Annotated in this window: 18 protein-coding genes; 2 read left to right on the top strand and 16 right to left on the bottom strand. The window is 42.5% G+C overall.

From position 1 onward, the window contains the following. Position 1 precedes the first annotated feature (1 nt). From E4N66_RS09985 to serS, 3 genes are all read right to left on the bottom strand, one after another. Positions 2 to 3,019 carry a ligand-binding sensor domain-containing protein gene (locus E4N66_RS09985; RefSeq protein ID WP_044013618.1) on the bottom strand — a complete coding sequence of 1,006 codons (3,018 nt, stop codon included), beginning with the start codon at positions 3,017 to 3,019 and terminating at the stop codon, positions 2 to 4. Positions 3,020 to 3,141: 122 nt separating this feature from the next. Beyond that, positions 3,142 to 3,540: a preprotein translocase subunit SecG gene (gene secG / locus E4N66_RS09980; protein ID WP_044013615.1), complete on the bottom strand. Its 399-nt coding sequence runs from the start codon at positions 3,538 to 3,540 to the stop codon at positions 3,142 to 3,144. A 79-nt stretch (positions 3,541 to 3,619) separates the two neighbouring features. Continuing rightward, positions 3,620 to 4,894 carry a serine--tRNA ligase gene (serS, locus tag E4N66_RS09975; protein ID WP_044013613.1) on the bottom strand — a complete coding sequence of 425 codons (1,275 nt, stop codon included), beginning with the start codon at positions 4,892 to 4,894 and terminating at the stop codon, positions 3,620 to 3,622. A gap of 204 nt (positions 4,895 to 5,098) precedes the next feature. On the opposite strand from serS, the gene pflB reads away from it, so the two are divergent. Both pflB and pflA read left to right on the top strand, forming a co-directional pair. Further along, positions 5,099 to 7,339, top strand: coding sequence for a formate C-acetyltransferase (gene pflB, locus E4N66_RS09970; protein WP_253727906.1), 2,241 nt, complete (start codon positions 5,099 to 5,101; stop codon positions 7,337 to 7,339). A 400-nt stretch (positions 7,340 to 7,739) separates the two neighbouring features. After that, entirely contained in the window at positions 7,740 to 8,480 is a 741-nt protein-coding gene (pflA, locus tag E4N66_RS09965) for a pyruvate formate-lyase-activating protein (RefSeq protein ID WP_253727905.1), read from the top strand. A 71-nt stretch (positions 8,481 to 8,551) separates the two neighbouring features. Here the strand turns inward: pflA and E4N66_RS09960 are convergent, their stop codons facing one another. From E4N66_RS09960 to E4N66_RS09900, 13 genes are all read right to left on the bottom strand, one after another. After that, entirely contained in the window at positions 8,552 to 9,100 is a 549-nt protein-coding gene (locus E4N66_RS09960) for a GNAT family N-acetyltransferase (protein ID WP_253727904.1), read from the bottom strand. A gap of 160 nt (positions 9,101 to 9,260) precedes the next feature. Then, positions 9,261 to 10,610 carry an acetate kinase gene (locus E4N66_RS09955; RefSeq protein ID WP_044013605.1) on the bottom strand — a complete coding sequence of 450 codons (1,350 nt, stop codon included), beginning with the start codon at positions 10,608 to 10,610 and terminating at the stop codon, positions 9,261 to 9,263. Positions 10,611 to 10,744: 134 nt separating this feature from the next. Then, positions 10,745 to 11,443 (bottom strand): Hcp family type VI secretion system effector, encoded by a 699-nt coding sequence (locus E4N66_RS09950; RefSeq protein WP_253727903.1) that lies wholly within the window; start codon positions 11,441 to 11,443, stop codon positions 10,745 to 10,747. Positions 11,444 to 11,459: 16 nt separating this feature from the next. Then, positions 11,460 to 12,635: an NADase-type glycan-binding domain-containing protein gene (locus tag E4N66_RS09945; protein ID WP_253727902.1), complete on the bottom strand. Its 1,176-nt coding sequence runs from the start codon at positions 12,633 to 12,635 to the stop codon at positions 11,460 to 11,462. A gap of 4 nt (positions 12,636 to 12,639) precedes the next feature. Continuing rightward, positions 12,640 to 13,059 carry a hypothetical protein gene (locus E4N66_RS09940; RefSeq protein WP_253727901.1) on the bottom strand — a complete coding sequence of 140 codons (420 nt, stop codon included), beginning with the start codon at positions 13,057 to 13,059 and terminating at the stop codon, positions 12,640 to 12,642. A gap of 954 nt (positions 13,060 to 14,013) precedes the next feature. Further along, positions 14,014 to 14,646, bottom strand: coding sequence for a hypothetical protein (locus tag E4N66_RS09935; RefSeq protein WP_253727900.1), 633 nt, complete (start codon positions 14,644 to 14,646; stop codon positions 14,014 to 14,016). 157 nt (positions 14,647 to 14,803) lie between these two features. Further along, positions 14,804 to 15,742: a hypothetical protein gene (locus E4N66_RS09930; protein ID WP_044013592.1), complete on the bottom strand. Its 939-nt coding sequence runs from the start codon at positions 15,740 to 15,742 to the stop codon at positions 14,804 to 14,806. A 115-nt stretch (positions 15,743 to 15,857) separates the two neighbouring features. Next, positions 15,858 to 16,199 (bottom strand): type II toxin-antitoxin system PemK/MazF family toxin, encoded by a 342-nt coding sequence (locus E4N66_RS09925; protein WP_044013590.1) that lies wholly within the window; start codon positions 16,197 to 16,199, stop codon positions 15,858 to 15,860. Continuing rightward, the gene (locus E4N66_RS09920) at positions 16,186 to 16,383 is read right to left on the bottom strand and encodes a hypothetical protein (protein WP_016522332.1); all 198 of its coding nucleotides are present in this window, start codon (positions 16,381 to 16,383) and stop codon (positions 16,186 to 16,188) included. The genes E4N66_RS09925 and E4N66_RS09920 overlap by 14 nt, the downstream gene beginning before the upstream one ends. Before the next feature lie 51 nt (positions 16,384 to 16,434). Then, positions 16,435 to 17,067, bottom strand: coding sequence for a GyrI-like domain-containing protein (locus tag E4N66_RS09915; RefSeq protein ID WP_371921848.1), 633 nt, complete (start codon positions 17,065 to 17,067; stop codon positions 16,435 to 16,437). 364 nt (positions 17,068 to 17,431) lie between these two features. Further along, the gene (locus E4N66_RS09910; protein ID WP_253727899.1) at positions 17,432 to 18,469 is read right to left on the bottom strand and encodes an amino acid--tRNA ligase-related protein; all 1,038 of its coding nucleotides are present in this window, start codon (positions 18,467 to 18,469) and stop codon (positions 17,432 to 17,434) included. 3 nt (positions 18,470 to 18,472) lie between these two features. Continuing rightward, positions 18,473 to 20,233 (bottom strand): aspartate--tRNA ligase, encoded by a 1,761-nt coding sequence (gene aspS, locus E4N66_RS09905; RefSeq protein WP_253727898.1) that lies wholly within the window; start codon positions 20,231 to 20,233, stop codon positions 18,473 to 18,475. Between the two features lie 366 nt (positions 20,234 to 20,599). After that, a complete protein-coding gene (locus tag E4N66_RS09900; protein ID WP_253727897.1) occupies positions 20,600 to 22,414 on the bottom strand; it encodes an ABC transporter ATP-binding protein in 1,815 nt (604 codons plus the stop codon). Positions 22,415 to 22,472 lie beyond the last annotated feature (58 nt).

Raw genomic sequence — 22,472 nt, 5'->3', positions numbered from 1 at the left:
ATTAGTTACAGCTGATTAGCTGTTCCATTGTTGTGTCGTAAAATACCACTTTATTTCTTCCGGTCTGTTTTGCACGGTAGAGCGCACAGTCCGCTTTATGGATCATGTGTTCAAAGGTGTCTTTTTCGGTAGGTTCTCCTGCAAAAACTCCGATACTGATAGTTGCTTCTCCTACCATCTCTTTAGCGTGCCGCTCATGCATTGTTGCTATCGTTTTTCGGATTCCTTCCGCAATATGCATCGCTTTTTCGGGAAGCAAATTATACATTACAATCAAAAATTCTTCACCGCCGTATCGACCTATTAAGTCTGTTTCCGTTCTAATGCGCTTTTTTAAATCAGCGCCGATTAAATGCAGCAGTTCATCACCTGCCTGATGACCGAAGCGGTCGTTATAATTTTTAAAGAAGTCGATATCGAACATCATGACTGCTATCGATGTCTTATGCTCCATCGCCATTTGCCATATTTTTAAGCCGAGCATATCGATATACCGACGGTTGCCTATTCCGGTTAAGTGATCGAGCAGGGAAAGCTCTTTAAGAGTAAAGTTGTCTTGTATCAATACCAGCTGTTTTTCTTCAAGCAGATCTGCATACCGCTGCAACCAATAGAGCTTATGGATTTTGTAGGCTAAGAAAACCATAATCGAGACTACTACGATATAAAACCAAATCATAACGGGGGAGATAAGGAAACTTTGCCGTATCGTGAACGAGATACTGTCGTGTACGATATTCTTCCCCTCGGCTGCATTTTTTACTGAGAACGTATACGATCCGGGTGGTAAGTGTGTATATCGTACATAGTTTCGGTCTGATGAAACGATCCAGTCTTTATCAATACCGGTTAATTTATATGCGTAAACCGGCTTTTTGTGCCGGGAAGAGTAGGGCGCTGCAAATGAAATTTTAATATCATTGGTTTTGTAGTCGAATGTGAGCGGCTGTTTTTTTGTATAAAGATTAACCGGTTGTCCGTCTGCGGTAAGTGCCCGTATTTTAATAGGTACAAATTGAAGCCGGAAGGCATAGAGCTTTTCTTGAGATATCTTTAATATTCCCTTATCGGTACCAAAGAAAAATAATCCTTTATTTTTTAAAGCGATAGGGGGGCAGGAAAAATAACCATATTGGCGTATGTTGGCGATATTATATGCTTGGGCTGTTTCGTGTGCTATATCGAATAAATTTAAATATTTGAGTCCCGCTATCCATAAAAAGCCGTCATCCGCATCGGTTATGCCGATGATCTGATTGGAGGAGAGGCCGACATCCTTTGTATAGGTATGGAAGAGTTCTGTTTTGGGGTCAAAGCGGCAGATACCGCCATCGTTTGTACCAAACCATAGTGTCCCCTCCAAATCTTCGCAAAAAGAATCGACACGGTTGGAGGAAATTCCCGTCGGTTTATTTACATTATATAAATATGAAGTAAAATCCTCTGTTTCGGGAATGTACCGGCATAAGCCTTTATTTGTTCCAATCCACAGTGTACCGCGGCTGTCCCGATTGATAAAAAAGACAATGTCGTTACTTAACGAGCGCGGGGCATCGGAATGACGATACTGCTCTAGAATACCGTTTTCTGGGGAAAAATGGATAAGACCTGCACCATACGTGCCTATCCAGAGAGTATCATCTGAATCTTGATAGAGAGAGTGTACTAAAAAACTTGAGGTATCGGATATTCTGTTGTTATATAATGAAATAGGCGTAAATGAAGCAGTAGTTGAATCAAAGAAAAATAAACCTTTGTTGGTACCGATCCAGGCTTTCGTATCGTTTACAACGCTGATGGAATAAATGATCGCGCCGTTCACCTCATTTTTCCCCATTGTGACCGGAAACTCTTCCGGCTCACGCTCATTAAAGTTATAGCGTACAAGGATATTATTTGAAGCCGCCCAAATGCAGTTATCACTGGAGGCTAAACAGGCAATAGTGTCATCAAGATGCGATAATTTCTTGTTGTTTCCGGCAGTTTCGGTATAGAGCGGTACTGCGATGTCGCCCGACTGGCGGCTTAAATCTGCTATGTTTAGCGCATCCGCCGTTCCGACAAACAACATATTATATTTATTGATAAAGAATGAATATATGACATTATTGGTTAAAGACCCCACCATATTCGGATTGGCTTTATATGGAATGACTTCCTTTGTTCTTTTATTGATGATGTATATACCGCCGCCCCACGTTCCTGCGGCAATGTACTCATTGGTGATAAAATTATTATAGAGCGTATATATCCGTGCATCCGGCAGCGAATATACTTCATAACTGTTTTTGCCGGGCGTAATACGGACAAGCCCTACACCCCAGACGGAAAGCCAGTATACGCCGTTGGTATCTTCTATAAAGTGGTATACAACACCGTTTTTTCCGGGGCATCCTTCAGGTATAAGACTGCACGGTTCAAAAGACCCTTCCGATTCATTGTATTGCCATACCCCGTCATACGTTGAGGCGTAGATGATGCCGCGGGAATCTTCGCTGATTGATCTGATGGTATTGTTCCCGATAAAAGAATTATATTGATGGTTATTAAAAGGAATAAAGTTTTTACAGCTTCCGTCACGGCAAAAGTATAATCCATTGATCGTTCCTACCCATAGGTGCCGTTTTGAATCGCGGAAAATCGCTGTAATCACATCATCGCTGACAGGAAAATGATTGATCGTGCCGCTTTTGATATCGAAACGCTCTAATCCGTTATAGGTACCGAGCCACAGTACATCATCAGTGTCCATATACATGGTTTGAATCTGACTTGAACGCATGGTCGTATTATCAAAAGGGAGATGCTCATATTTTTGGGTGGTAATTCCGTTATATTTAATGAGTCCCGAATGGGTAGCAAAGTACAGACACTCATGACTGTCTTCTACAATACCTACTACTGCATTAAAGGGGAATAAAGCCGGTTCGGTATAAAATGAGAGCGGTGTTAAATCCGTACAAAATACCAGACCGGCCATTAAAAAAAGTATGCTAACGAATGTAATAAAATATTTCATGCCTGCTCGTACACCCCTTCTATAGAGGAATAATCCTAGAATGAAATAGCGATATATTCATCTCGCTGCAACTTATTTGAATGCATATTTCAAGCAACAGTTATTAAATACGAGGGTACTGCTTAATGAGATGTATTTTCGGCAGCAGTTTCCTCGGAAGATTGAGGCGCCGTTTCGGTATTCTCCGTATTGCCGGCTCCATTAGCATCGGATGATGTCTCTTTCCACCATTCGGTTGCCGTTTCCGCTTGCTGAATTTGAGCATCCTGCTGCAAACCGGAGTCACCGGGGCTTTTATTCAGCCATGCAAGGAAAAACGTAACAACAAAAAAGAGCGTTATCAGTGTATAGGTTGCTCTTGTCAGTACGTTACCGGAACGTGAACCAAACGCCGAATTCGATCCGCCTGAAAAAAGGCCACCTAAGCTGTCGCCTTCTTCATTCTGTAATAATACCAGTCCGACAATCAAAAATGCAACTATAATGAAAAATACCAATAACGCGATACTTACTCCGCTCATAAATACTCCAGAAATTTAGTAAATTGCCCTCTATTATATAAATATTTACAGGGTTATGCAAGCATTATTTTTGACAGCCTTATCTCTTTTTGATGACATCAAAACCGCAATAGGGAACCAGCGCTTCAGGGATTTTGATACTGCCGTCCTTCTGCTGGTAGTTTTCGATAATAGCGACAAGCGCGCGGGATACGGCAATTGCCGTACCGTTCAGCATGTGCACGTATTTATTTTTTCCGTCATCGTCTTTAAACCGTACATTGAGGCGGCGTGCCTGATAGTCGGTACAGTTCGAGGTAGAGGTAACTTCTCCCCATTCCCCGCCGTTGCGTCCGGGCATCCATGCTTCCAAGTCCCATTTACGGTAGGCGGGAGCGCCGAGGTCGCCGGTACAGGTATCGACAACGCGGAACGCAATGCCTAAACCGGTGAATATTTCTTCTTCGATAAGGCGGAGTTTTTCGTGGATTGCATCCGATTCTTCGGGGGTGCAGTATACGAACATCTCCAGCTTGGTAAACTGATGTACGCGGTACAGTCCCTTAGAGAACTGGCCTGCCGCTCCCGCTTCACGCCGGAAACAGTGCGAAAGGCCGCAATACATCAACGGGAGCTTTGCTTTTTCAAGTATTTCGTCCGAGTGATATCCGCCGAGGGTAATTTCCGCCGTGGCGACAAGGCAGGTGCCTTCATCTTCTATAGTATAGACATTTGATTCGCTTCCGCGCGGATTAAAGCCGATACCACGGAGAATTTCTTCTTTTGCGACATCCGGGGTAATAAACGGAGTAAAGCCGTGTTTGCGAAGGATATTCAGACCGTACAATACCAGCGCTTGCTCCAGGAATACCGCTTCATTTTTAAGATAGTAGAATTTTACGCCGGAAACCTTTGTTGCGGCATCAAAGTCGATTAAATCGAGTGCTTCCGCAAGCTGGACATGGTCTTTCGGCTCAAAATCAAACTGAGGAACGGTACCAACCTGTTTTACTTCGCAGTTTTCCGTATCTTCTTTGCCGACAGGAGCATCAGGGTGCGCCATGTTCGGAATCTGCATCATTGCAGCATCAAGTGCCGCTTCTTTTTCTTTTAATGCTGTTTCTGCAGCCGCAATTTCAGCTTTAATCGCCTTACCGGTTTCGATAAGCGCGTTACGCTCTGCAGCATCCTTTGCTTTTTTCATTGCAAGAGAGTTTTCATTCCGTTTTGCCTGTAACCCTTGCAGCGCAGTTACCATCTCAGTCCGTTCGTCAAAGAGGCGGACGGCAGCCTCTGCATCGGCATGCATAGCGCGGTTAATAATATTTTGTTTAACCGCTTCCAAATTATTTTTGATAAATCGATAGTCAAGCATAATGATTATTTTATGAAGTTCCGGCACTTTATGCAAGCGTAAAAATAAAAAAGCAGCGTAAACCTGTTGGATTTTGTGAGAATTTAATCCGTTATTTTTAAAATATCCTATTGCAATAATATATTTTTTTCTCTAATATGTAAGCTCCTTGCAACAAAACTCATAGTTTGAAGTAAGGGATATCACAACATAAGGAGTTACACCATGAATAAGTGGTCTGACTATTTTTCTTCATTTAAGGGTGATTGTTGGCGCACCGGTATCGATGTACGCGACTTCATCCAAAATAACTATACTCCCTATACGGGAGATGACGGCTTTTTGACTCCTGCTACGGAGAAAACATTGCGTGTGTGGAATAAACTCACGGAAATGTTTAAAGAAGAGACAAAACGGGGCGTATATGACGCTGAAACCAAAAAGCCTCAAGGGATCGATGCTTACGGTGCAGGGTACATCTTAAAAGATGATGAAGTTATTGTCGGTTTGCAGACGGATGTTCCGCTCAAACGCGGTATCTACGTTAAGGGCGGTTGGCACGTTGTCGAGAATGCGCTGAAAGCCTACGGATATGAGCTTGACCCGCTCACCAAAGAAATCTTTACCAAGTACCGGAAGACGCATAACGACGGCGTTTTTTCCGTCTATACCGATGAGATGCGTGCAGTGCGCAAGTCGGGCATTATCACCGGTTTGCCCGATGCCTACGGACGGGGACGTATTATCGGAGACTACCGCCGTGTCGCGCTGTACGGCGTTGACAACTTGATACAGGAACGCAAAGAAGCGATGCATCAGCTTGATGTAAATGAATTAAGCGAATCGGATATCCGCTACCGCGAAGAAATCAGCGACCAAATAAAAGCGCTGGAGGCCTTTGTCCGGATGTGCGAAAGCTACGGCTTTGATGTAAAGCGGCCGGCAGAAAATGCGCGGGAGGCGGTACAGTGGGTATACTTTGCATTCCTTGCCGCTACAAAAGATCAAGACGGCGCGGCCATGTCGATTGGGCGTACCTCCACGTTCTTGGATATCTTTATCGAACGTGATATTGCAGAAGGCAAGCTCACCGAAACTGAAGCACAAGAGCTCATCGATCAGTTTATTATCAAGCTGCGTATTATCCGCTTCCTCCGCACACCGGAATACAATGAGCTGTTCTCCGGAGATCCCACGTGGGTTACCGAAGCGCTCGGCGGTATGGGCGTTGACGGACGTCCTCTCGTTACCAAAACTTCGTTCCGCTATCTGCACACACTGTACAACCTGGGCCCGGCTCCGGAACCGAATATGACCGTGCTGTGGTCTAACCATGCACCGGAAAATTGGAATAAATTCTGTGCAAAGGTTTCAATTCAAACATCTTCCATTCAATATGAAAATGATGATCTGATGCGCCCCGACTTCGGTGATGATTACGGTATCGCGTGTTGTGTTTCTCCGATGAAGATCGGTAAGCAAATGCAGCTGTTCGGTGCACGAGCGAACCTGCCTAAGTGTTTGCTGTATGCCATCAACGGCGGCCGTGATGAAAAGTCCTGCGTACAAGTAGCACCGATGTTCAGCCCGATCACATCGGAATATCTCGACTATGACGAAGTGATGGAACGGTTCGAGCAGATGATGAAATGGCTTGCCGGTGTGTATATGAATGCGTTGAAAATCATTCACTATATGCACGACAAATATTCATACGAAGCGTTTGAGCTTGCCTTGCACGATGCGGATGTTGAACGCATTCAGGCTACCGGTATTGCAGGCCTTGCAATTGTTGCAGATTCGCTTGCAGCAATCCGCGACACCAAGGTAAAGGTTATCCGCAATGAGGACGGGCTCGCGGTTGATTTTAAACGTGAAGGCGAATATGTTCCCTACGGTAACGACAATGATGCGACGGATCAGCTCGCGGTTATGGTTGCACGTAAGTTTATGAACTACCTGCGCCGCCACGAAACCTACCGCCATGCAAAAGCAACGCAGTCGGTACTGACGATTACCTCGAACGTCGTATATGGAAAGAAAACCGGCGCAACACCGTGCGGACGCTGTGCGTATGAACCGTTCTCTCCGGGTGCAAACCCGATGAACGGGCGCGACACCAACGGAGCGATTGCTTCGCTTTCTTCGGTTGCCAAGCTGCCGTTTGAAGATATCGGTGACGGTATTTCGTACACCTTTGCAATCGCGCCGAATGCGTTGGGTAAAGAAACGAATAACCGTGTAGATAATTTGACCTATCTGCTGAGGGGTTACTTTACTCCGGAAGGCGGACAACACCTGAATGTCAACGTATTCGACCGGGCGCTGTTGGAAGATGCAATGGAAAATCCCGAAAAATATCCGCAGCTGACCATCCGCGTTTCCGGTTATGCGGTAAACTTTGTGAAGCTGACGCGAGAGCAGCAGTTGGATGTGCTGTCGCGCACCATCAATCAGTCCTTTTGAAATATACGGCGCATCTACTTCGTTGCTGCGCACAAATTAATCCTCAACGTATCAAAGATACGCCTGCGGTTAATTTGTGCTCGCGCCTCGTATCTGCACCGTCTATTTCAAAAGGCTTACGGAAAGGGGGATCTACTCCCCCTATTTCCAAAAGGCTTACGGCTGGGGGTATCTGCGTTGCTTCTGAAAATGTTTAGCGTATCAGAAGCGGCACGGATGCCGCTGGTTCCCTGCAGCAGCGAGATTTGGGCTATGCACAAATCTCGTCGTTGAACAGTGTACACGGACGTACACTGTTCAACAGCGGCACGGATGGCGGTGGTTCTATGCAATGGCGAGTTTGCAATGCAAACTCGCCGCCAGCGAATGTATAGGATGTACATTCGCTGGCGAGGTATTTATGGCTTATATTCATTCTTATGAAACATTTGGGACGGTAGATGGGCCGGGATTGCGGTTTGTGGTATTTCTGCAAGGGTGTCCGATGCGCTGCAAGTATTGTCATAATTGCGATACATGGGAGCGAAAGGATGCGCGTATTCTGGATACTGCTGAGCAGACGTTTGAGCGGATCAGACGGTACAAGCACTATTATATTTTTGCCGGAGGGGTTACCGTCACCGGCGGAGAGCCGCTTGGGCAGCCGGAATATGTAAAAAATCTCTTTGAACTGTGTAAAAAAGAATCCTTGCACACAGCCGTTGATACATCCGGCTATTTTCTGAATGATAAAGTAAAAGCTGCACTGGAATATACCGATCTTGTTTTACTGGATATAAAATCCATTGACGAACAACAGCATCAGGAGCTGACCGGAGCGCCGCTTTCCCGCGTGTTAACCTTTTTAGATTACCTCGTTTCCATCAAAAAACCGGTATGGCTGCGGCATGTTATTGTGCCGGGCATTACCTACAATACGGATTTATTGGCAAAACTTGCCGATTTTATTAAGCCGCTGCCGAATGTGGAGAAGGTTGATCTGCTTGCTTACCATACGCTTGGCGTATTTAAATGGAAGGAACTCGGTAAGGTATATCCGCTGGAAGGAGTGCCGCCGCTTTCGCCGGAAGAATATGCGGTTGCAAAGCAGATTTTTCTTGACCGCGGTTTACCGCTTACATCGGGTGCGGCAGAGAAATAGCGCGGCGCTCTGCTTATACAAATGAAACGGCTCGTCTTTGCATGAAAACGGAAGCACATACTGAAAACCGCTTACTTATACTGCGGATTTGTTTCGTAAAAGTCTGCTGGCAGGATGTCCATCATAATGATGTTGTGATACTCCATATTTCTGATGAAACCGTCGCGGATTTCTCCGATTTTTTTGAAGCCGACTTTTTCGTAGCAGGCAATAGCCCGCTGATTAAAGTCATAGACTCGTAACAGAATAGTATGCAGGTTGAGCTTTTTGAAAGCATAATCCAGCAGCAGCGATAGGGCTTCTTGCCCGTATCCCTTATCCCAATAGCTCTTATCACCGATAAAGATGCCGATTTCTGTTGTCCGATGGAGATGATCGATATCTTTAAAGCCTATATTGCCGATTAATTGATCGGTTTTAATGTCGATGATGCCATAATTGTGAGCTTGCGCAAGTGTTTTTAGGAATTCTCTTTCGCTGTCGACGGTAACAACCGATGTCATCAATGTTAGATTTTCGAGAACTTCCATATCGTTCAGCCAAACAGCATACTGTTCGGCATCTTCGAGATTTATCGGCGAAAGATAGCATTGGGTTCCTACTAGTTTTTTTATGTACATACAAACCTCCTTTTCTCCGTTTGAAAATATATGGCGCATCTACTTCGTTGTTACGCACAAATTAATCCTCAACGTATCAAAGATACGCCTGCGGTTAATTTGTGCTCGCGCCTCGTATCTGCATCGTCTATTTTCAAACGGCTTACGGAAAGTACATTTTTTACCGTGCGCCGGGAATCTTTACGACGATGTTTGCAAGTTCCGGTTTCTTTTCGAGGTCTTTTTTTAGGCCTTCCGCGCGAGCTTTGTTGACATAGTCGGGCGACTGGAATGAATAGGTGAACTTGGTATGCACGTCGTAGGTTCCCTTCATCAATGCATATGCGTCTTCCGTCATAACGAGTTCTTCGTCGGTGGGGATAACGAATATCTTTACCGGCGAGTCATCAGCGCTGATGCAGGTTTCCGCGTTGCGGGTACGGGCAAGTGCATTCTTCTTGGGGTCAATCTTGATACCGAGGTGAGTTAAGCCTTCGCAGACGGCGAGCCGGGTGTCGAAGCCGAATTCTCCAACGCCGGCGGTGAAGACAATTGCATCCGGTTTTTGACCAAGCGCAGCAATATAGGCGCCGAAGTATTTTTGCAAGCGATATACTTCCATATTAAAGGCAAGCCGTGCCCGTTTATCGCCTTCTTCCATTGCCTTAGAAACATCGCGGCGGTCAACATATTGTCCGGTAACGCCGAAAAGTCCTGATTTTTTGTTCAAGGCAGTATCCATTTCCGCCGGTGTCATGCCGGTTTTCCTCATAATATAGAAGGGAAGGGCGGGATCGCAGTCGCCGGAGCGGGTACCCATAACCAAACCTTCCAGGGGAGTCAGTCCCATCGAGGTATCGAAGCACTTGCCCTGCTTGACGCAGCACATCGAAGCACCGTTTCCGATATGGGCGATGACGATATTGGTGTCCTCCGGCTTTTTCCCGAGGATGACGGCAGCTCGTTTTGCCGTGTAGAGAAAGCTGGTGCCGTGGAAGCCGTAACGGCGGGCGGAATATTTTTCGTACCATTCGTGGGGAATGGCGTACATAAAGCTTGTTTCGGGCATAGTCTGATGCCACGCCGTGTCGATAACCGCACAGTGCGGAACATTCGGCAGTACTTTCTGAGCAGCTTCGATACCCATAATATTGGCGGGATTGTGCAGCGGTCCTAAATCCTGCACTTCGCGGAATGTGTTGATGATTTCGGGGGTTACGATAACCGACTTGATAAACTTATCTCCGCCGTGGGTTACGCGGTGTCCGACAGCCTTAATCACATTCATGTCGGTGATAACACCTACGGACGAATCCGTTAGGGTCTTGATAATGAGTTCAACCGCATGGGTATGGGTGGGACAGGGGCTTTCCAGCACATACTTGTCTTTTCCCTTTGCCTCGTGGGTAATAACGCTGCCGGGCTGAGTTACCCGTTCTACAACACCCGATGCCAGGACACTTTTGTTGTCCCAATCATACACTTGATACTTTACCGAAGAACTGCCGCAGTTCAATGTCAAAATAACCATGAAAAAACTCCTGTTTATTGATAATAAGTATAGAATATCGATAGACTTTCTCCCTTTAAAGAGCCTCTATCATTCATGAGCTTTCAGTATATAGCGAAATCGGGGAAATGTCAAAAAGTAAGAGCTATTCTATCTTATGGTGAGGTGGAATGTAATTTTATCTTCTCTCCATCAAACATCATAGCAAGATTATCGATTTGAATAGATTGATTGAAATATTTACTGTCAAAACCTTGTATCTCTATTGAACCTATATAAGTTTCAACATCATACTCACCGATTATGTGATCTAGAAATAGATATGCAATTTGATAATAAATTGTGCTTTCGGATTCATTATATCCATTCAAGAAAAGTAATATTCCTATTTTATCTTTTTCATCATCATTAAATAAAAGGAATCTGATTTCTTTCGGCTCAATCTTCTTTTCATGGAATTGAACTGTATGTATTGTATCGCGCCGTGGCCGGAATTTAATAAACTCCCATTCAGCGATCTCCGGTTTTGCCGAGTATAGTTTTTCAACCGCCGGAAATGAGGCTTTTATTCCGCCGGCACTTATTATAAATTCTCTTTTACCGTTTTGTATAGGACCAAATTCAAAAGTTAAGTCTTGATTTATTTTTCCAAGCTGAAAAGCAAGCTCATTAAATATTTCTTCTTGTTCATTTTCAAAATGAAACAACCGCGATGAATTTTTCTTAAACCAAGTCCAAAATACTTCTTCTTTATTTCTACTGTTAAAGCAAGAAAATAAACTCATGATCGATACCCCTATTATGCATATTCGTAAAATCTTTTTCATTTTTTGCCAAGACTTTCTGTTAATCATAAATGAATCCGGTATTTTAATTATTTAAAATAAATCCATCTAAAGAACAAAAATCAGGAATAATCTTAATGTAATTTATACAGGTGTCCTCCCATTTGTTTCCTTTATAAACTTCTTTAATTACCAGTTTTATAGACTGACATTTTTCTACAATTTTAAAAATCTGAGGATTCGGCGTATCTTTAAGTTCAATTTCTTGAATTTTTTTGCCATCCTGATTATAGACATCAAAAAGTTTAACACGATTATTATTTTCATAAAGATCCGGTTTATTAAAATGTACATATCCATTTGAAATAATAAGCGCCTGAATCTGATCGTACTGTATATGTATATACTCACCGATTCCGTCTCCCTTTACAGCTTCAACCCAAGGCGCATTGCCATCTTGATTATCGAGATTTTTTGCAGAATATAAAGTGTTCTTTTCTTTTAACTCACTGGAGGCGGAAAAAATATGTGGCATAGAAAATCCAAATAATTCCTTTCTTAGTACGCCGATTCCATCAACGCCATAGTAAATTTCTTTGTTATAATCATTTATTAATGATATAAGATTGTCATTTGCAAGCATTAGATATTTTTTATTATTAAAGTTGATATAATCTAATTGATATTCTACATCTTTCTTTAAAGGAAAAAGTTCGCTTATGTTATTATTTAATACATCCGTATCAAAATCATCTGTCGCACATATATGAATAGCATTTTCATAAAATACGATGGTAGTAAATTCATTGCTATAAGATTTTTGAAACTTCAACTCAGGTAATTCTCTTAGGGAGCCTGTAATAAACCGTATTTTATCTACGGAAATCCACCGCCAGTCTCCTTCTAAAAGTTTTATATAGACCCATTGACCATCAACTTTTCCGCTTGCAAGAAATTCGCAATTAGGATGTATAAGGTATTGTGTATAATCATCTTTCTGAGTGTTTTTAAAATCGGTATATGCTTTTGTTTTTTCGGTGCATTTAATAATGGTTGTTTGATTTTTACATTTTACGGAATTTGATTTTATTTCCCAGATATTATGATACTGTTTGTTTCCGGGAGTTATTTTTACCCGCCCGGTATACTGGGTGTTATTGTTTACAGGTTTATTTATATATTCTTTTTCATAAGATTCAGAAGCATATACAAATGAAAAGAAACAAAGAGATATAATAAAAATAATAATATTTTTTCCCATTATTTTATCCTCTTAATTCATCGATATAACTGTTATTCCGGCTATGAATTGCATTGTTGTTTTTCAGATATACATATATTAATTGCAAATTTATTTTTATATCTTCAAGCATTGTCTTTGCTTTTTTTTCGAATCGATAATTCCTTTGTGTATATTTTCCAAATAAAAAATAATCTTTTGTAGTCACCTTTCCTACCCAATTTAATTTTATAAATAACTTTGGTAATTTTATATCAAAATTCACAGGAATATCTGAAAGAAGCTCAACTGATTTTAAGGCTTTACAATATTCTATATACGTTCTATGAATTTCAGATATTTGAAAGTAATCATAATATTCTTCATCAATAATCTTGTTTATTGAATTGGATAATCTATTCAGAGAAGCTATAAAATCGTTTCTTAAACTTTCTGTTAACTTCATTATCAGTTCCTATATTGTGTAATAAAGATATAAATAATATTGGTTTTTGTATAAACAGTATTTATGATTTTCACCCTTAAAAAGAATTAGCATAAACATTGCCTAAAATAGCAGCGTTAAAAAAAATCGTGTCAAAATAAATATCTCTAATATTTATATATTCCGGTTCCTTTACATCTATGACACTTTCCAGAACCTTTACACGCAACACAATTATGATTATAACAATGCGTATCGTAATCCTGTCCAGTCCCATCGCAGTGTGAGCATTTTCCAGTTCCACGGCATTGCAGACAGGGTGATTCTTTTACTTCACAACTTGTAAATCCAACTGCTACTGATATTGTCAATAGATAGACTAGTAGCACAACAAATGTATGCCTTTTCATTTAAGAACTCCTATAAATTTTCCGCAAGTGGTTGGCTTGTCGACCTAACATTATAGTTTCAGAGTTTTATTTTCATTTCATTTAAATGTCATATACATCTATACTATACATACTATTTTATCGATTTGTCAACACAAAATATTTTATAAAAATCGGTGAGTATGTGATGTGAAAAAGCTTTTTAAACTGAATCTTAAAGTTCGGCTTATATTCAGCAACTAAAACTTGCTGAAAAAGATTTTTCTCATTTATTATCCCATTACAGCGCTCCAGCGGGTGTTAGATCAAATAAATTATTTAATAAGCATTCCAAAATATAATGAAAATAAATACACAGCCCTATGCATTCTTTGTTATAGTTTTAGTTATCGATGAAAAACTATTGTATAAAATAATAACAAGCATTGTTGATATAAAAATGATCCATAAATCAATATCCGATTTTTTCTTTAGTTCATTTTTTTCATTCATACTTTATAACTCCTGAATTGATAATTCGTACGATAGTACGTTCATCTAACATACAGTTAAGTTGTAAAACGTATCGGTGTATAGCAGACTGCCATTATTTATTTCTTTTTTTGCTATCAAACCTTTCTTTTATCCATTCAATTAGACAGTGAATTAACAGAAAAGGTACTAACAAGATTAAAATGATTATATTTTTTATACATTCTTCTTTTCTATACTTCTCTTTTAATTCAGGTTTCTTTTTTATAAGTTTTTTTATTCTTTTGTTTCGATTACGGTTTTTTTCGAATATGTAATTAACACATCTTGCTAATAATATAATAAATAAACCTCCCATTGCACGGATAAAATTTCCATTTATTTCATTTCTTTTATACGCTTCTTTTTCAGCTATTGGAAGTTTGAAATCATTTTTAGAATCGTGAATAATTTGTATTCTTTTATTTTTATAGTATTCTTCACTTGGCTTGAAATCAAAAGAACAAATTTGTTTTAAATTTTCATCAAGCAAACTATATTCAATTTTTACATGATAATATGTTCCACTTCCCTCTATATGGCTTCTTATTGAATATGATTTTATAATTGCGGTTTCAATGATTCCAAATTTTTCCAAGTGTGAAAGATTATAATAATTCTTACATGCTAAAAATAAAAAAAATACAATTAGTAAATAACAAAGTATTTCCCAACCGCTATTTTTATCATTATTACTAGTCTTTTTCATTTTTTATAAAACACAAAAGTTGAGTATTAGCATAACTTTGTTTTAAACCGCATTTGTGGTTTTTGCCAACGGCAAAAATTGGCGTGAAAAGTTGCAGTGTGGTAAAGGCACGAAAAGCAATTTTTATGACAAAACAAATGTCAGGTTGAAGCGGGTGTTAGGAGTCTCTTGGGGTTACTTCATATTCAAAGATATAACGACCAATTGGAATTGACAAAGATTTATCTTTCGATGTGAAATTTATATGAAAATCATAAGTTGTTCCATTTCCAATATGATATGGCATTTTCTCGGAAATATATTCATGGGGGCTTGAAATTAGTTTTACAGTTGTCTGAGGTATATCATCAAACGGAGGTATTAACTTACATGTTCCAGTTGCAATTTTTGTTTCTCTTAAAACTCTTATTTCCATAGTTCCTTTCTGATAATTTTCACTTCTTTCGTCAATAGTATAATTTGTTATTACAGACCTTATCACAGACATTCTACTTGAAGGTAATATTTGCATTAACATCTGTTGCTTAAGCAGATTATTTTTTTCATTATGAATATCATACTTTGTATTAGGTGTTTGACGGCTATCATTGGTTTCAAAAACAACTTCTTTTATAGTATTAAATTTAATCTCAAGATTTTGTTTACAACTATCAGAAACAACACCAAGCCAATCACTTCTAAAAGTGTCATTTGAAGAACTTAATGAATTCACTCTATCCGCCGCTGCTAATATTCTTTGTCGATAAACAGCTTGAATAACATCAGAATCCTTCAATTCATCCTCAAGTGCCTCTTCTGTACTTAACAAATAAGTTCGTAAATTTTGCAGTTCTAGAGAAAGATTAACCATTTTTTCACAAGATCTTTCAGCAATTGTGTCTATTTTTTCTGTAGATAAACTTTTATTAAATAAATAACCAGAAATAACAGAACCAACTGTAGTAAAAAGAAATAATAAAACATTACTTATAATTATTTCATAATTCGATGATTTTGATCCACGTAGTCCCATGACAATCATTACAATAAAAGCTAATATAAAAGAAGCCCAAAATACAATACACAGCAATATTTCCTTTTTACTTCCTTTTGGCATACATACTCCTTGCCTTTTCTTCTTATTGCGCCGAAGGCATCAACCTAACTATGTAGCTAAACCGCAAACGGGCTTGTCCCGTTTGTCGGCTTTGAGCTACTTGTTATGTGATTTTTTACTCATTTGCAACCAATTTTACCACAGCTTCCACAAGCTTCTGATAATTTTCTTCGGAAAGTCTTGACACCTTCTTTTCAAGGCAAAATTTATTTACCGCACCAATAAGATGAATTACTGCGACCGAATCTTTCGAAAGCCCAGTTTCCTCTTTTTCAATAAGAATATTAGGCTCAAAATCTGCTCGGTTTAGATTCGAAGTAAAAGGAATTACCACAACTGTATTCAGATCTTTTATTCCAAGCAAATCATTTTGCATTATGACGGCAGGACGTATTTTTGACGGCAAGCTGCCTACCGGTTGCCCAAAATCAATTGTCCATATCTCACCATGTGTCATTTTTTAATTCCTCCCACATAGTGTTCATTGAACTTCGGGCAATATCATTTTCCATTTCGGTATAATTTTCTTCATTCCGTTTTGTTTTCAAAGACTCGAGCATTTTCCCCATTAAAATAATTGTCTGTTCATAGGAAAGAGAAAGCACTTGTTCCGTAAAATCTGCGTAGGCGGTATCTGACATATCGCACCTCCAACTTTCATTATACCATATTTCAAACAATTTTTCACAAAATTATGCTTTTTTTATCGGATGTCTGATGACCGTTTTCCATTTTTCCGGAGAACTTTTTCTGGGGTCTGAAAGATAAATTTCATGGTGCAAACGTTTTTCCGTCATATCGTTTTCATATCCATTTGATCGAATGAAATCATCCATAATTTTTACGCTTGCCGGTTCATCGTCATAAGAACCGTTATGCATTATCTGAACGCACAAGCCTTCTTCAATCGATAGAAATTCCGCAGAGGAGCAATCGATTTTTTTCTTTTCAGCAGCAGTCTTTACAGCCCAATCAAAATCTTTTTTTGTAACAAAATCTGGAATACGAATTACCGAAATCCAATTGAAGCTTGATTTGTCTGAATAGTCTACGCCGTCAATCCCGGCCTGCCACCAAAAACCTTCCAACGGAGGAACAACATATTCAAAAAATTCGTTAATTTTATAATCAGTCTTGTAACTCATTTTTAGAGTATACGCTACCGCATATAATACTCCAACTGCCCGCTGATAAGCGCCGCCTGCTTCATTTGGATTTCCTTTTCCCCTAACTGCAATATAATTCATTTTTGGAACTGTTACAATTTCCGGTTGATTTTTGGGAAGATAAAATTCCCGATATTCTTTCTTGAAATCAAATGCCATTCTTTTCTCCATAATAGCTGCCCACTGGGCAGTCCACATAACACCTTTTCGATCTTTCCTCATAATATCATAGAAACTATGCGCTTTCAATCTAAGCTGTACCTCTCCAAACAACTGTATCTTTCTACCATAATACTCGCCTGAACACATCATCAGCAGACAGATTAGGCCTATCTTCACTAAATAGGCCTAAGAAAATCACATCCTGTTTATAGGGCTTTTGAACGCCGAGACCGCCGCGGTTGAGGGCGTGGATGTCGTTCCAAATCCGGAATCGGTATGTACAAACTGCAAAAGCAGTATGGAATCCCTCTAAACAAGTTCTAAGTGAGTTTTTAGAGCTGCCCCATGTATTGTAGGTGTATCATAGACGAGAAAATCCATCGTATAAAAACGGTTCGAGTGTTTTTTTGCCGCCGAGCAACATGATTAAGCGATCAAAGCCCATCGCGACACCGGAGCAGGGCGGCATACGGGCGCATATCCCGCCGAAGTTCTCCGGTACGGGATGCGGTACCCGCGCCGTTGCGTTTTTAACCGCTGCTTCATCCGCAAAAGAGCGGTTGATTTCTTCGGTATCCCGCGCTTCGGTATAGCAGTTTGCCAGCTCCACTCCGCGTACATATACTTCCCACCGCTCTTTTGTCTTCCATATATATGTCCGTCCGTCAGCGGCGGTACGCTGTTCCGACCGTTCTTGTGCAAGGCACGGTACCCGCGCAGGATAGTCCAACAGTGCAACCGGCACATCGAACGGAAGCTGCGGTTCGATGCAGTGCACCAAGAGTAGCTCGTATAAATCATCCCACGCCCAGCTTTCATACTGCATCCTATCGCCGAGGCCGAGCCGTTCCGCATGGAAGGCAAGCTCCAGTGTTTCCGCTTCGGCAAGGGAAAAACCGGCGAAGCGTTTAAAGGCTTCATCCATGGTCAGTTGTAAAAACGGTCTGGAAAGTACTGCGCCCAATTCGGGGTCGGCAAGCGGCAAGTCCGCAACTGCCTGCGCCATAGTCTGTAGGAAAGCTTCGGTAAGCGTGACGGAATCGCGGTAATCCGCCTGCATGGTGTAGTATTCCAGCATGGTAAATTCGGGGCTATGAATATGCCCGACGGATTCGCAGTTGCGGTAACATTTGGAAAGCTGAAATACCGAGCGTCCGTGCGCGGCGATAACCGGCTTGATGAATACTTCGGGAGAGGGGACAAGAAAGAGCGGGACTGCCGCCGCCTCGCCGGTTTTAAATGGTTTGAGGTACTCCGTGCGGAACACTTCGAGGCAGCTTTCGGGGATGAGCGCCGGCGAGAGCGCCGGAGTGTCCAGCTCCAGATATCCATGTGTAATAAAAAAATTCCGCGCAGCTTGCAAACAAGCCGCACGGAATTCAAGCGCTTCGATGTCCACTGTTTATTCCCGAATACTCAAGTGCAGTTCGGCAAGCTGCTTTTCGTCAACCTCGCTGGGGCTTTCGTCCATGGGGCTGACGGCAAAGGTGTTTTTGGGGAAGGCGATCACTTCTTTAATTGAGGTTTCGCCTGCCATCAGCATCACGATGCGGTCAAGACCGGGAGCAATACCTCCGTGGGGCGGCGCTCCGTATTTGAACGCTTCCGTTAAAAAGCCGAACTTCTTTTCCGCATCGGCGGGGTTAAAGCCGACAATGTTGAATATCCGTTTTTGCAATTCCGGATTGTGAATTCTGATTGAGCCGGAAGCGACTTCGTAGCCATTGAGTACGAGGTCGTACAGGTCTCCCTTTACCTCGCCGGGGTTTTGCTCCAGCGTGTCGAGGTAGCGTTCCTGCGGCGCGGAGAACATGTGGTGTGCCGGATCCCATTTTTGCTCATCTTCATTCCATTCAAAGAGCGGGAAGTCGATAACCCACAAAAAGGCGAATACTTTTGGATCAAGCAGATTTAAGTCCTTACCGAGCTTGCTTCTGACAGCGCCGAGCGCGGTACAGGCGGTTTTATATTTTGCATCGGCAACAAAGAGGAGGAGGTCGCCGTCTCCGGCATTCAGCTTTTTGCATATTTCAGCTTCCGCGCCGGCACAGTATTTGGCAATACCGCCTTCGAATGCGCCGCCTGTAACTTTTGTCCATGCAAGCCCCTTTGCCTTATAGATTTTTGCCGCAGTTTCAAGCTCTTCAATCTTTTTGCGGCTGTAGTTTGCTGCCTGTCCTTTCACTACAAGCGCCTTAACAGCTCCTCCGGCGGCGACCGCATCTTTGAACACGGCAAACTCGGTGCATTCAGCCATCCATGCGGCATCCTGCAGCTTCATCTCAAAGCGGATATCGGGTTTGTCGGTGCCGTAGAGGTCGATGGCATCATCATAGCTGATCCGCGGGAAGGATTGCGCCAAGTCCGCACCGATAGTCTTTTTGAACACCGTGCGGAACATATTTTCGGTAACATCGAGCACATCATCGCGGGAGACAAAGCTCATTTCAATATCGATCTGCGTGAACTCAGGCTGGCGGTCGCCGCGTGCGTCTTCATCACGGTAGCAGCGGGCGATCTGAAAATAGCGGTCAAAGCCGGAGACCATCAGTATCTGCTTATACAATTGTGGGGACTGCGGCAGCGCATAGAACTTGCCCGGATAGAGGCGGGAGGGCACCAAATAGTCGCGCGCGCCCTCCGGCGTCGATTTAATAAAGGTCGGCGTTTCAATTTCCAAGAAGTTTCTTGCTGTGAGAAACTCCCGCACGGCGAATGTAACCTTTGAGCGCAGTATCAGGTGATCCTGCATTGTCTGGGAACGCAGGTCAAGGTAGCGGTACTTGAGCCGGAGGTCTTCGTTGGCGTTGGTTTTTTCGTCAATCTGGAAGGGCAGTACAGCGCTTTTCGACAGCACGACAATGCGCTGCGCCTTCACCTCGATATGTCCGGTTGTCATTTCGGTATTGACCATGGAATCGGGACGTTCCCGCACCATACCTTCAACGGCAATACAATACTCCATCTTCAAACCGGCTGCGGTTTCCTTCAGCTCAGCACTTGCATCGTCATCGACAACCACCTGTGTCAGCCCGTAGCGGTCGCGTAAGTTTATAAAAGAGATACCGCCGTGGTCGCGCTTGCGGTGCACCCATCCGTTTAATACTACTGTTTTACCGGCGTCGCTTTTTTGCAGCTCTCCGCAGGTAACTGTCCGTTTCATTTCTATCATAATAAAATAAGTATAGTTGAAACGGGGCGTTTATGCAATTCGTGTTCTGATTCATGCTGGACAGAGAAGAGCGAGTAATCCCCTCAACTTGCAAATAGGTGGAGCAGATGCTAGGAGCGTGCAAAAAACACCCGCAGGCACGGTACGAAATGTACATCCATGTACATTTCGTACCTACGTGTTTGCAAAGCAAACACGCTACAGACTAGAACCACCGCCGTCCGTGGCGGTTCTGAAATATCCGTCGGCGTAAATAGAGGGAGCAGATACGAGGCGCGTGTAAAAATTAACCGGTGGCGTATCTTTGATACGTTGAGGATTAATTTTTACTAAGCAACGAAGTAGATGCCCTTCTATTTACGCCGACCACTGGTCGCTTTCTCTCTGCAGCCGATACATCTCACGGTAAATACCGTCTTTTTCCATTAGCTCTGTGTGGGTACCGGTTTCGGCAATGGTGCCTTTGTTGAGCACGATAATCTTATCGGCGTTTTCTACGGTGCGGAGGCGGTGCGCAATGACGATAACGGTTTTACCTTTTATAAGTGTACCGATGGCGTGCTGAATGAGCGTTTCGTTTTCCGGGTCAAGGGCGGCGGTCGCTTCATCCAAAAGGATGATCGGTGCATCTTTGAGGAGAGCGCGGGCGATGGAAAGTCGCTGGCGTTCTCCGCCGGAAAGGGTATAACCGTTTTCGCCGATTTCCGTATCGTAGCCCTGCGGCAGTTTTTCGATAAACGATTCGCACTGCGCGGCTTTTGCGGCGGCGAGCACCTGTTCTTTTGTCGCATTCCGGTTGCCGATTAAAATATTGTTGTACACCGTGTCGTTAAAGAGCACAACATCCTGAAACACAATCGAAAATGCGCTGAGCAGGGTTTCCGGTTCTACCGTGGAAACATCGACGCCGCCGATGCTAACCGTACCCGATGACGTATCCCAAAAGCGCGCCGCCAATCGCGCAATGGTGGATTTCCCGCAGCCGGAGTGCCCCACGAGTGCGGTAATTTCGCCCTGCTTTGCAGTAAAGCTGATTCCGCTTACCGTGTTTTCTCCGGTATCGTTTGCGGTGCTACCTGCATTATTTGAATTATCGGCAGCGTTTCCACCGATGTTACTCAGACCTTTGCCGCTCGGTTCATTATACGAAAACGACACATTATCGTAACAAATATCATATCCATTCGGCCCAAAAGTTTCGCTTCCCGTTTGCTTGGGATAATTGACAATCGCCTGCTTCCGCTCGACGGCAATCAGTGTATAAAAGAATTCGGCGAGCAGCATAAACACCGTCGTCAACGGATCGAAGATACGACATGAGACCAACAAAAAAACGATATAGGTCAACAGTTCGATTTGCCCCTGCGACAGCAAGTACGCTCCATACGAAATGACGAGCGGAAAGCCGAACCGGATCAACGCGGCCACACCGAACATAAGTGCTCCGATCGCAGCTTCCGATTTGAGCGAAACGCTCGTCGTTTCGGTAATATCGTCTTTGAGCTTTTGCACATACAAATATTTTTTATCGGAAGATTTCAACACCTTGATATTGTCTATCATCTGCTGCAGCAAATCGTATATTCCATCCTTCCGTACGATGACACTTTTCATCTTTTTTTCCGACAGCTTCCGGCAGCCGACAACAATAAAAAATCCTGCAAAGGCACAAACAAACAACGCAATAGTCATCCGCCAATCCAAAAACGCTAAAAGAGCCGCCGCAATTAAAATCGAAATAATACCGCCGAACATTTCCGGCACGACATTAGAAAACGCTTGTTCAATCGTTGTAACATCGTTTAAAAGCGTCGAGGTTAAATACGATAAATCCTGCCTGCCGAAATACGACAGCGGCAGCTTCCGAAGCGATTCGGCAAGCGAAATACGTACATTCGCCGCTTCTTCATACGCGCCGTTATACGTCCTGCCGTACTTTAATTTTTCGAGGATAAACAGCACGGCTATAAACGCCGCTCCGGCTGCTACTACCGCCCATACATTCGGGGCTTGAAAACCTTGCTGCATAATACGCACCAAAAAATATTGCAGCACATACAGCGAAAGTCCCAGCGGCACCATCACAAACAAATTGATAATAACCGCGAGCGTAATCGACAAACGTAAATTCTGCGTCCCCGCATCGGATAACGCAAAAAATCTTTGTAACATAATTTCTCCTTCATTTAATTGGTAATGTGTAATGGTTAATTGGTGAAGTTTCAAACAT

It is taken from the genome of Treponema sp. OMZ 857 (genome assembly GCF_024181085.1).
In the GTDB taxonomy this organism is placed as follows: domain Bacteria; phylum Spirochaetota; class Spirochaetia; order Treponematales; family Treponemataceae; genus Treponema.
Note: the sequence above shows the minus strand (reverse complement) of the source record. Positions and strands in the feature narration are given on the sequence as shown.

What these genes read in the sequence shown, in the direction of transcription:
- E4N66_RS09985 (WP_044013618.1), bottom strand. Translation starts at nt 3,019, where the DNA reads ATGAAATATTTTATTACATTCGTTAGCATACTTTTTTTAATGGCCGGT.
- secG (WP_044013615.1), bottom strand. Translation starts at nt 3,540, where the DNA reads ATGAGCGGAGTAAGTATCGCGTTATTGGTATTTTTCATTATAGTTGCA.
- serS (WP_044013613.1), bottom strand. Translation starts at nt 4,894, where the DNA reads ATGCTTGACTATCGATTTATCAAAAATAATTTGGAAGCGGTTAAACAA.
- pflB (WP_253727906.1), top strand. Translation starts at nt 5,099, where the DNA reads ATGAATAAGTGGTCTGACTATTTTTCTTCATTTAAGGGTGATTGTTGG.
- pflA (WP_253727905.1), top strand. Translation starts at nt 7,740, where the DNA reads ATGGCTTATATTCATTCTTATGAAACATTTGGGACGGTAGATGGGCCG.
- E4N66_RS09960 (WP_253727904.1), bottom strand. Translation starts at nt 9,100, where the DNA reads ATGTACATAAAAAAACTAGTAGGAACCCAATGCTATCTTTCGCCGATA.
- E4N66_RS09955 (WP_044013605.1), bottom strand. Translation starts at nt 10,610, where the DNA reads ATGGTTATTTTGACATTGAACTGCGGCAGTTCTTCGGTAAAGTATCAA.
- E4N66_RS09950 (WP_253727903.1), bottom strand. Translation starts at nt 11,443, where the DNA reads ATGATTAACAGAAAGTCTTGGCAAAAAATGAAAAAGATTTTACGAATA.
- E4N66_RS09945 (WP_253727902.1), bottom strand. Translation starts at nt 12,635, where the DNA reads ATGGGAAAAAATATTATTATTTTTATTATATCTCTTTGTTTCTTTTCA.
- E4N66_RS09940 (WP_253727901.1), bottom strand. Translation starts at nt 13,059, where the DNA reads ATGAAGTTAACAGAAAGTTTAAGAAACGATTTTATAGCTTCTCTGAAT.
- E4N66_RS09935 (WP_253727900.1), bottom strand. Translation starts at nt 14,646, where the DNA reads ATGAAAAAGACTAGTAATAATGATAAAAATAGCGGTTGGGAAATACTT.
- E4N66_RS09930 (WP_044013592.1), bottom strand. Translation starts at nt 15,742, where the DNA reads ATGCCAAAAGGAAGTAAAAAGGAAATATTGCTGTGTATTGTATTTTGG.
- E4N66_RS09925 (WP_044013590.1), bottom strand. Translation starts at nt 16,199, where the DNA reads ATGACACATGGTGAGATATGGACAATTGATTTTGGGCAACCGGTAGGC.
- E4N66_RS09920 (WP_016522332.1), bottom strand. Translation starts at nt 16,383, where the DNA reads ATGTCAGATACCGCCTACGCAGATTTTACGGAACAAGTGCTTTCTCTT.
- E4N66_RS09915 (WP_371921848.1), bottom strand. Translation starts at nt 17,067, where the DNA reads ATGGCATTTGATTTCAAGAAAGAATATCGGGAATTTTATCTTCCCAAA.
- aspS (WP_253727898.1), bottom strand. Translation starts at nt 20,233, where the DNA reads ATGAAACGGACAGTTACCTGCGGAGAGCTGCAAAAAAGCGACGCCGGT.
- E4N66_RS09900 (WP_253727897.1), bottom strand. Translation starts at nt 22,414, where the DNA reads ATGTTACAAAGATTTTTTGCGTTATCCGATGCGGGGACGCAGAATTTA.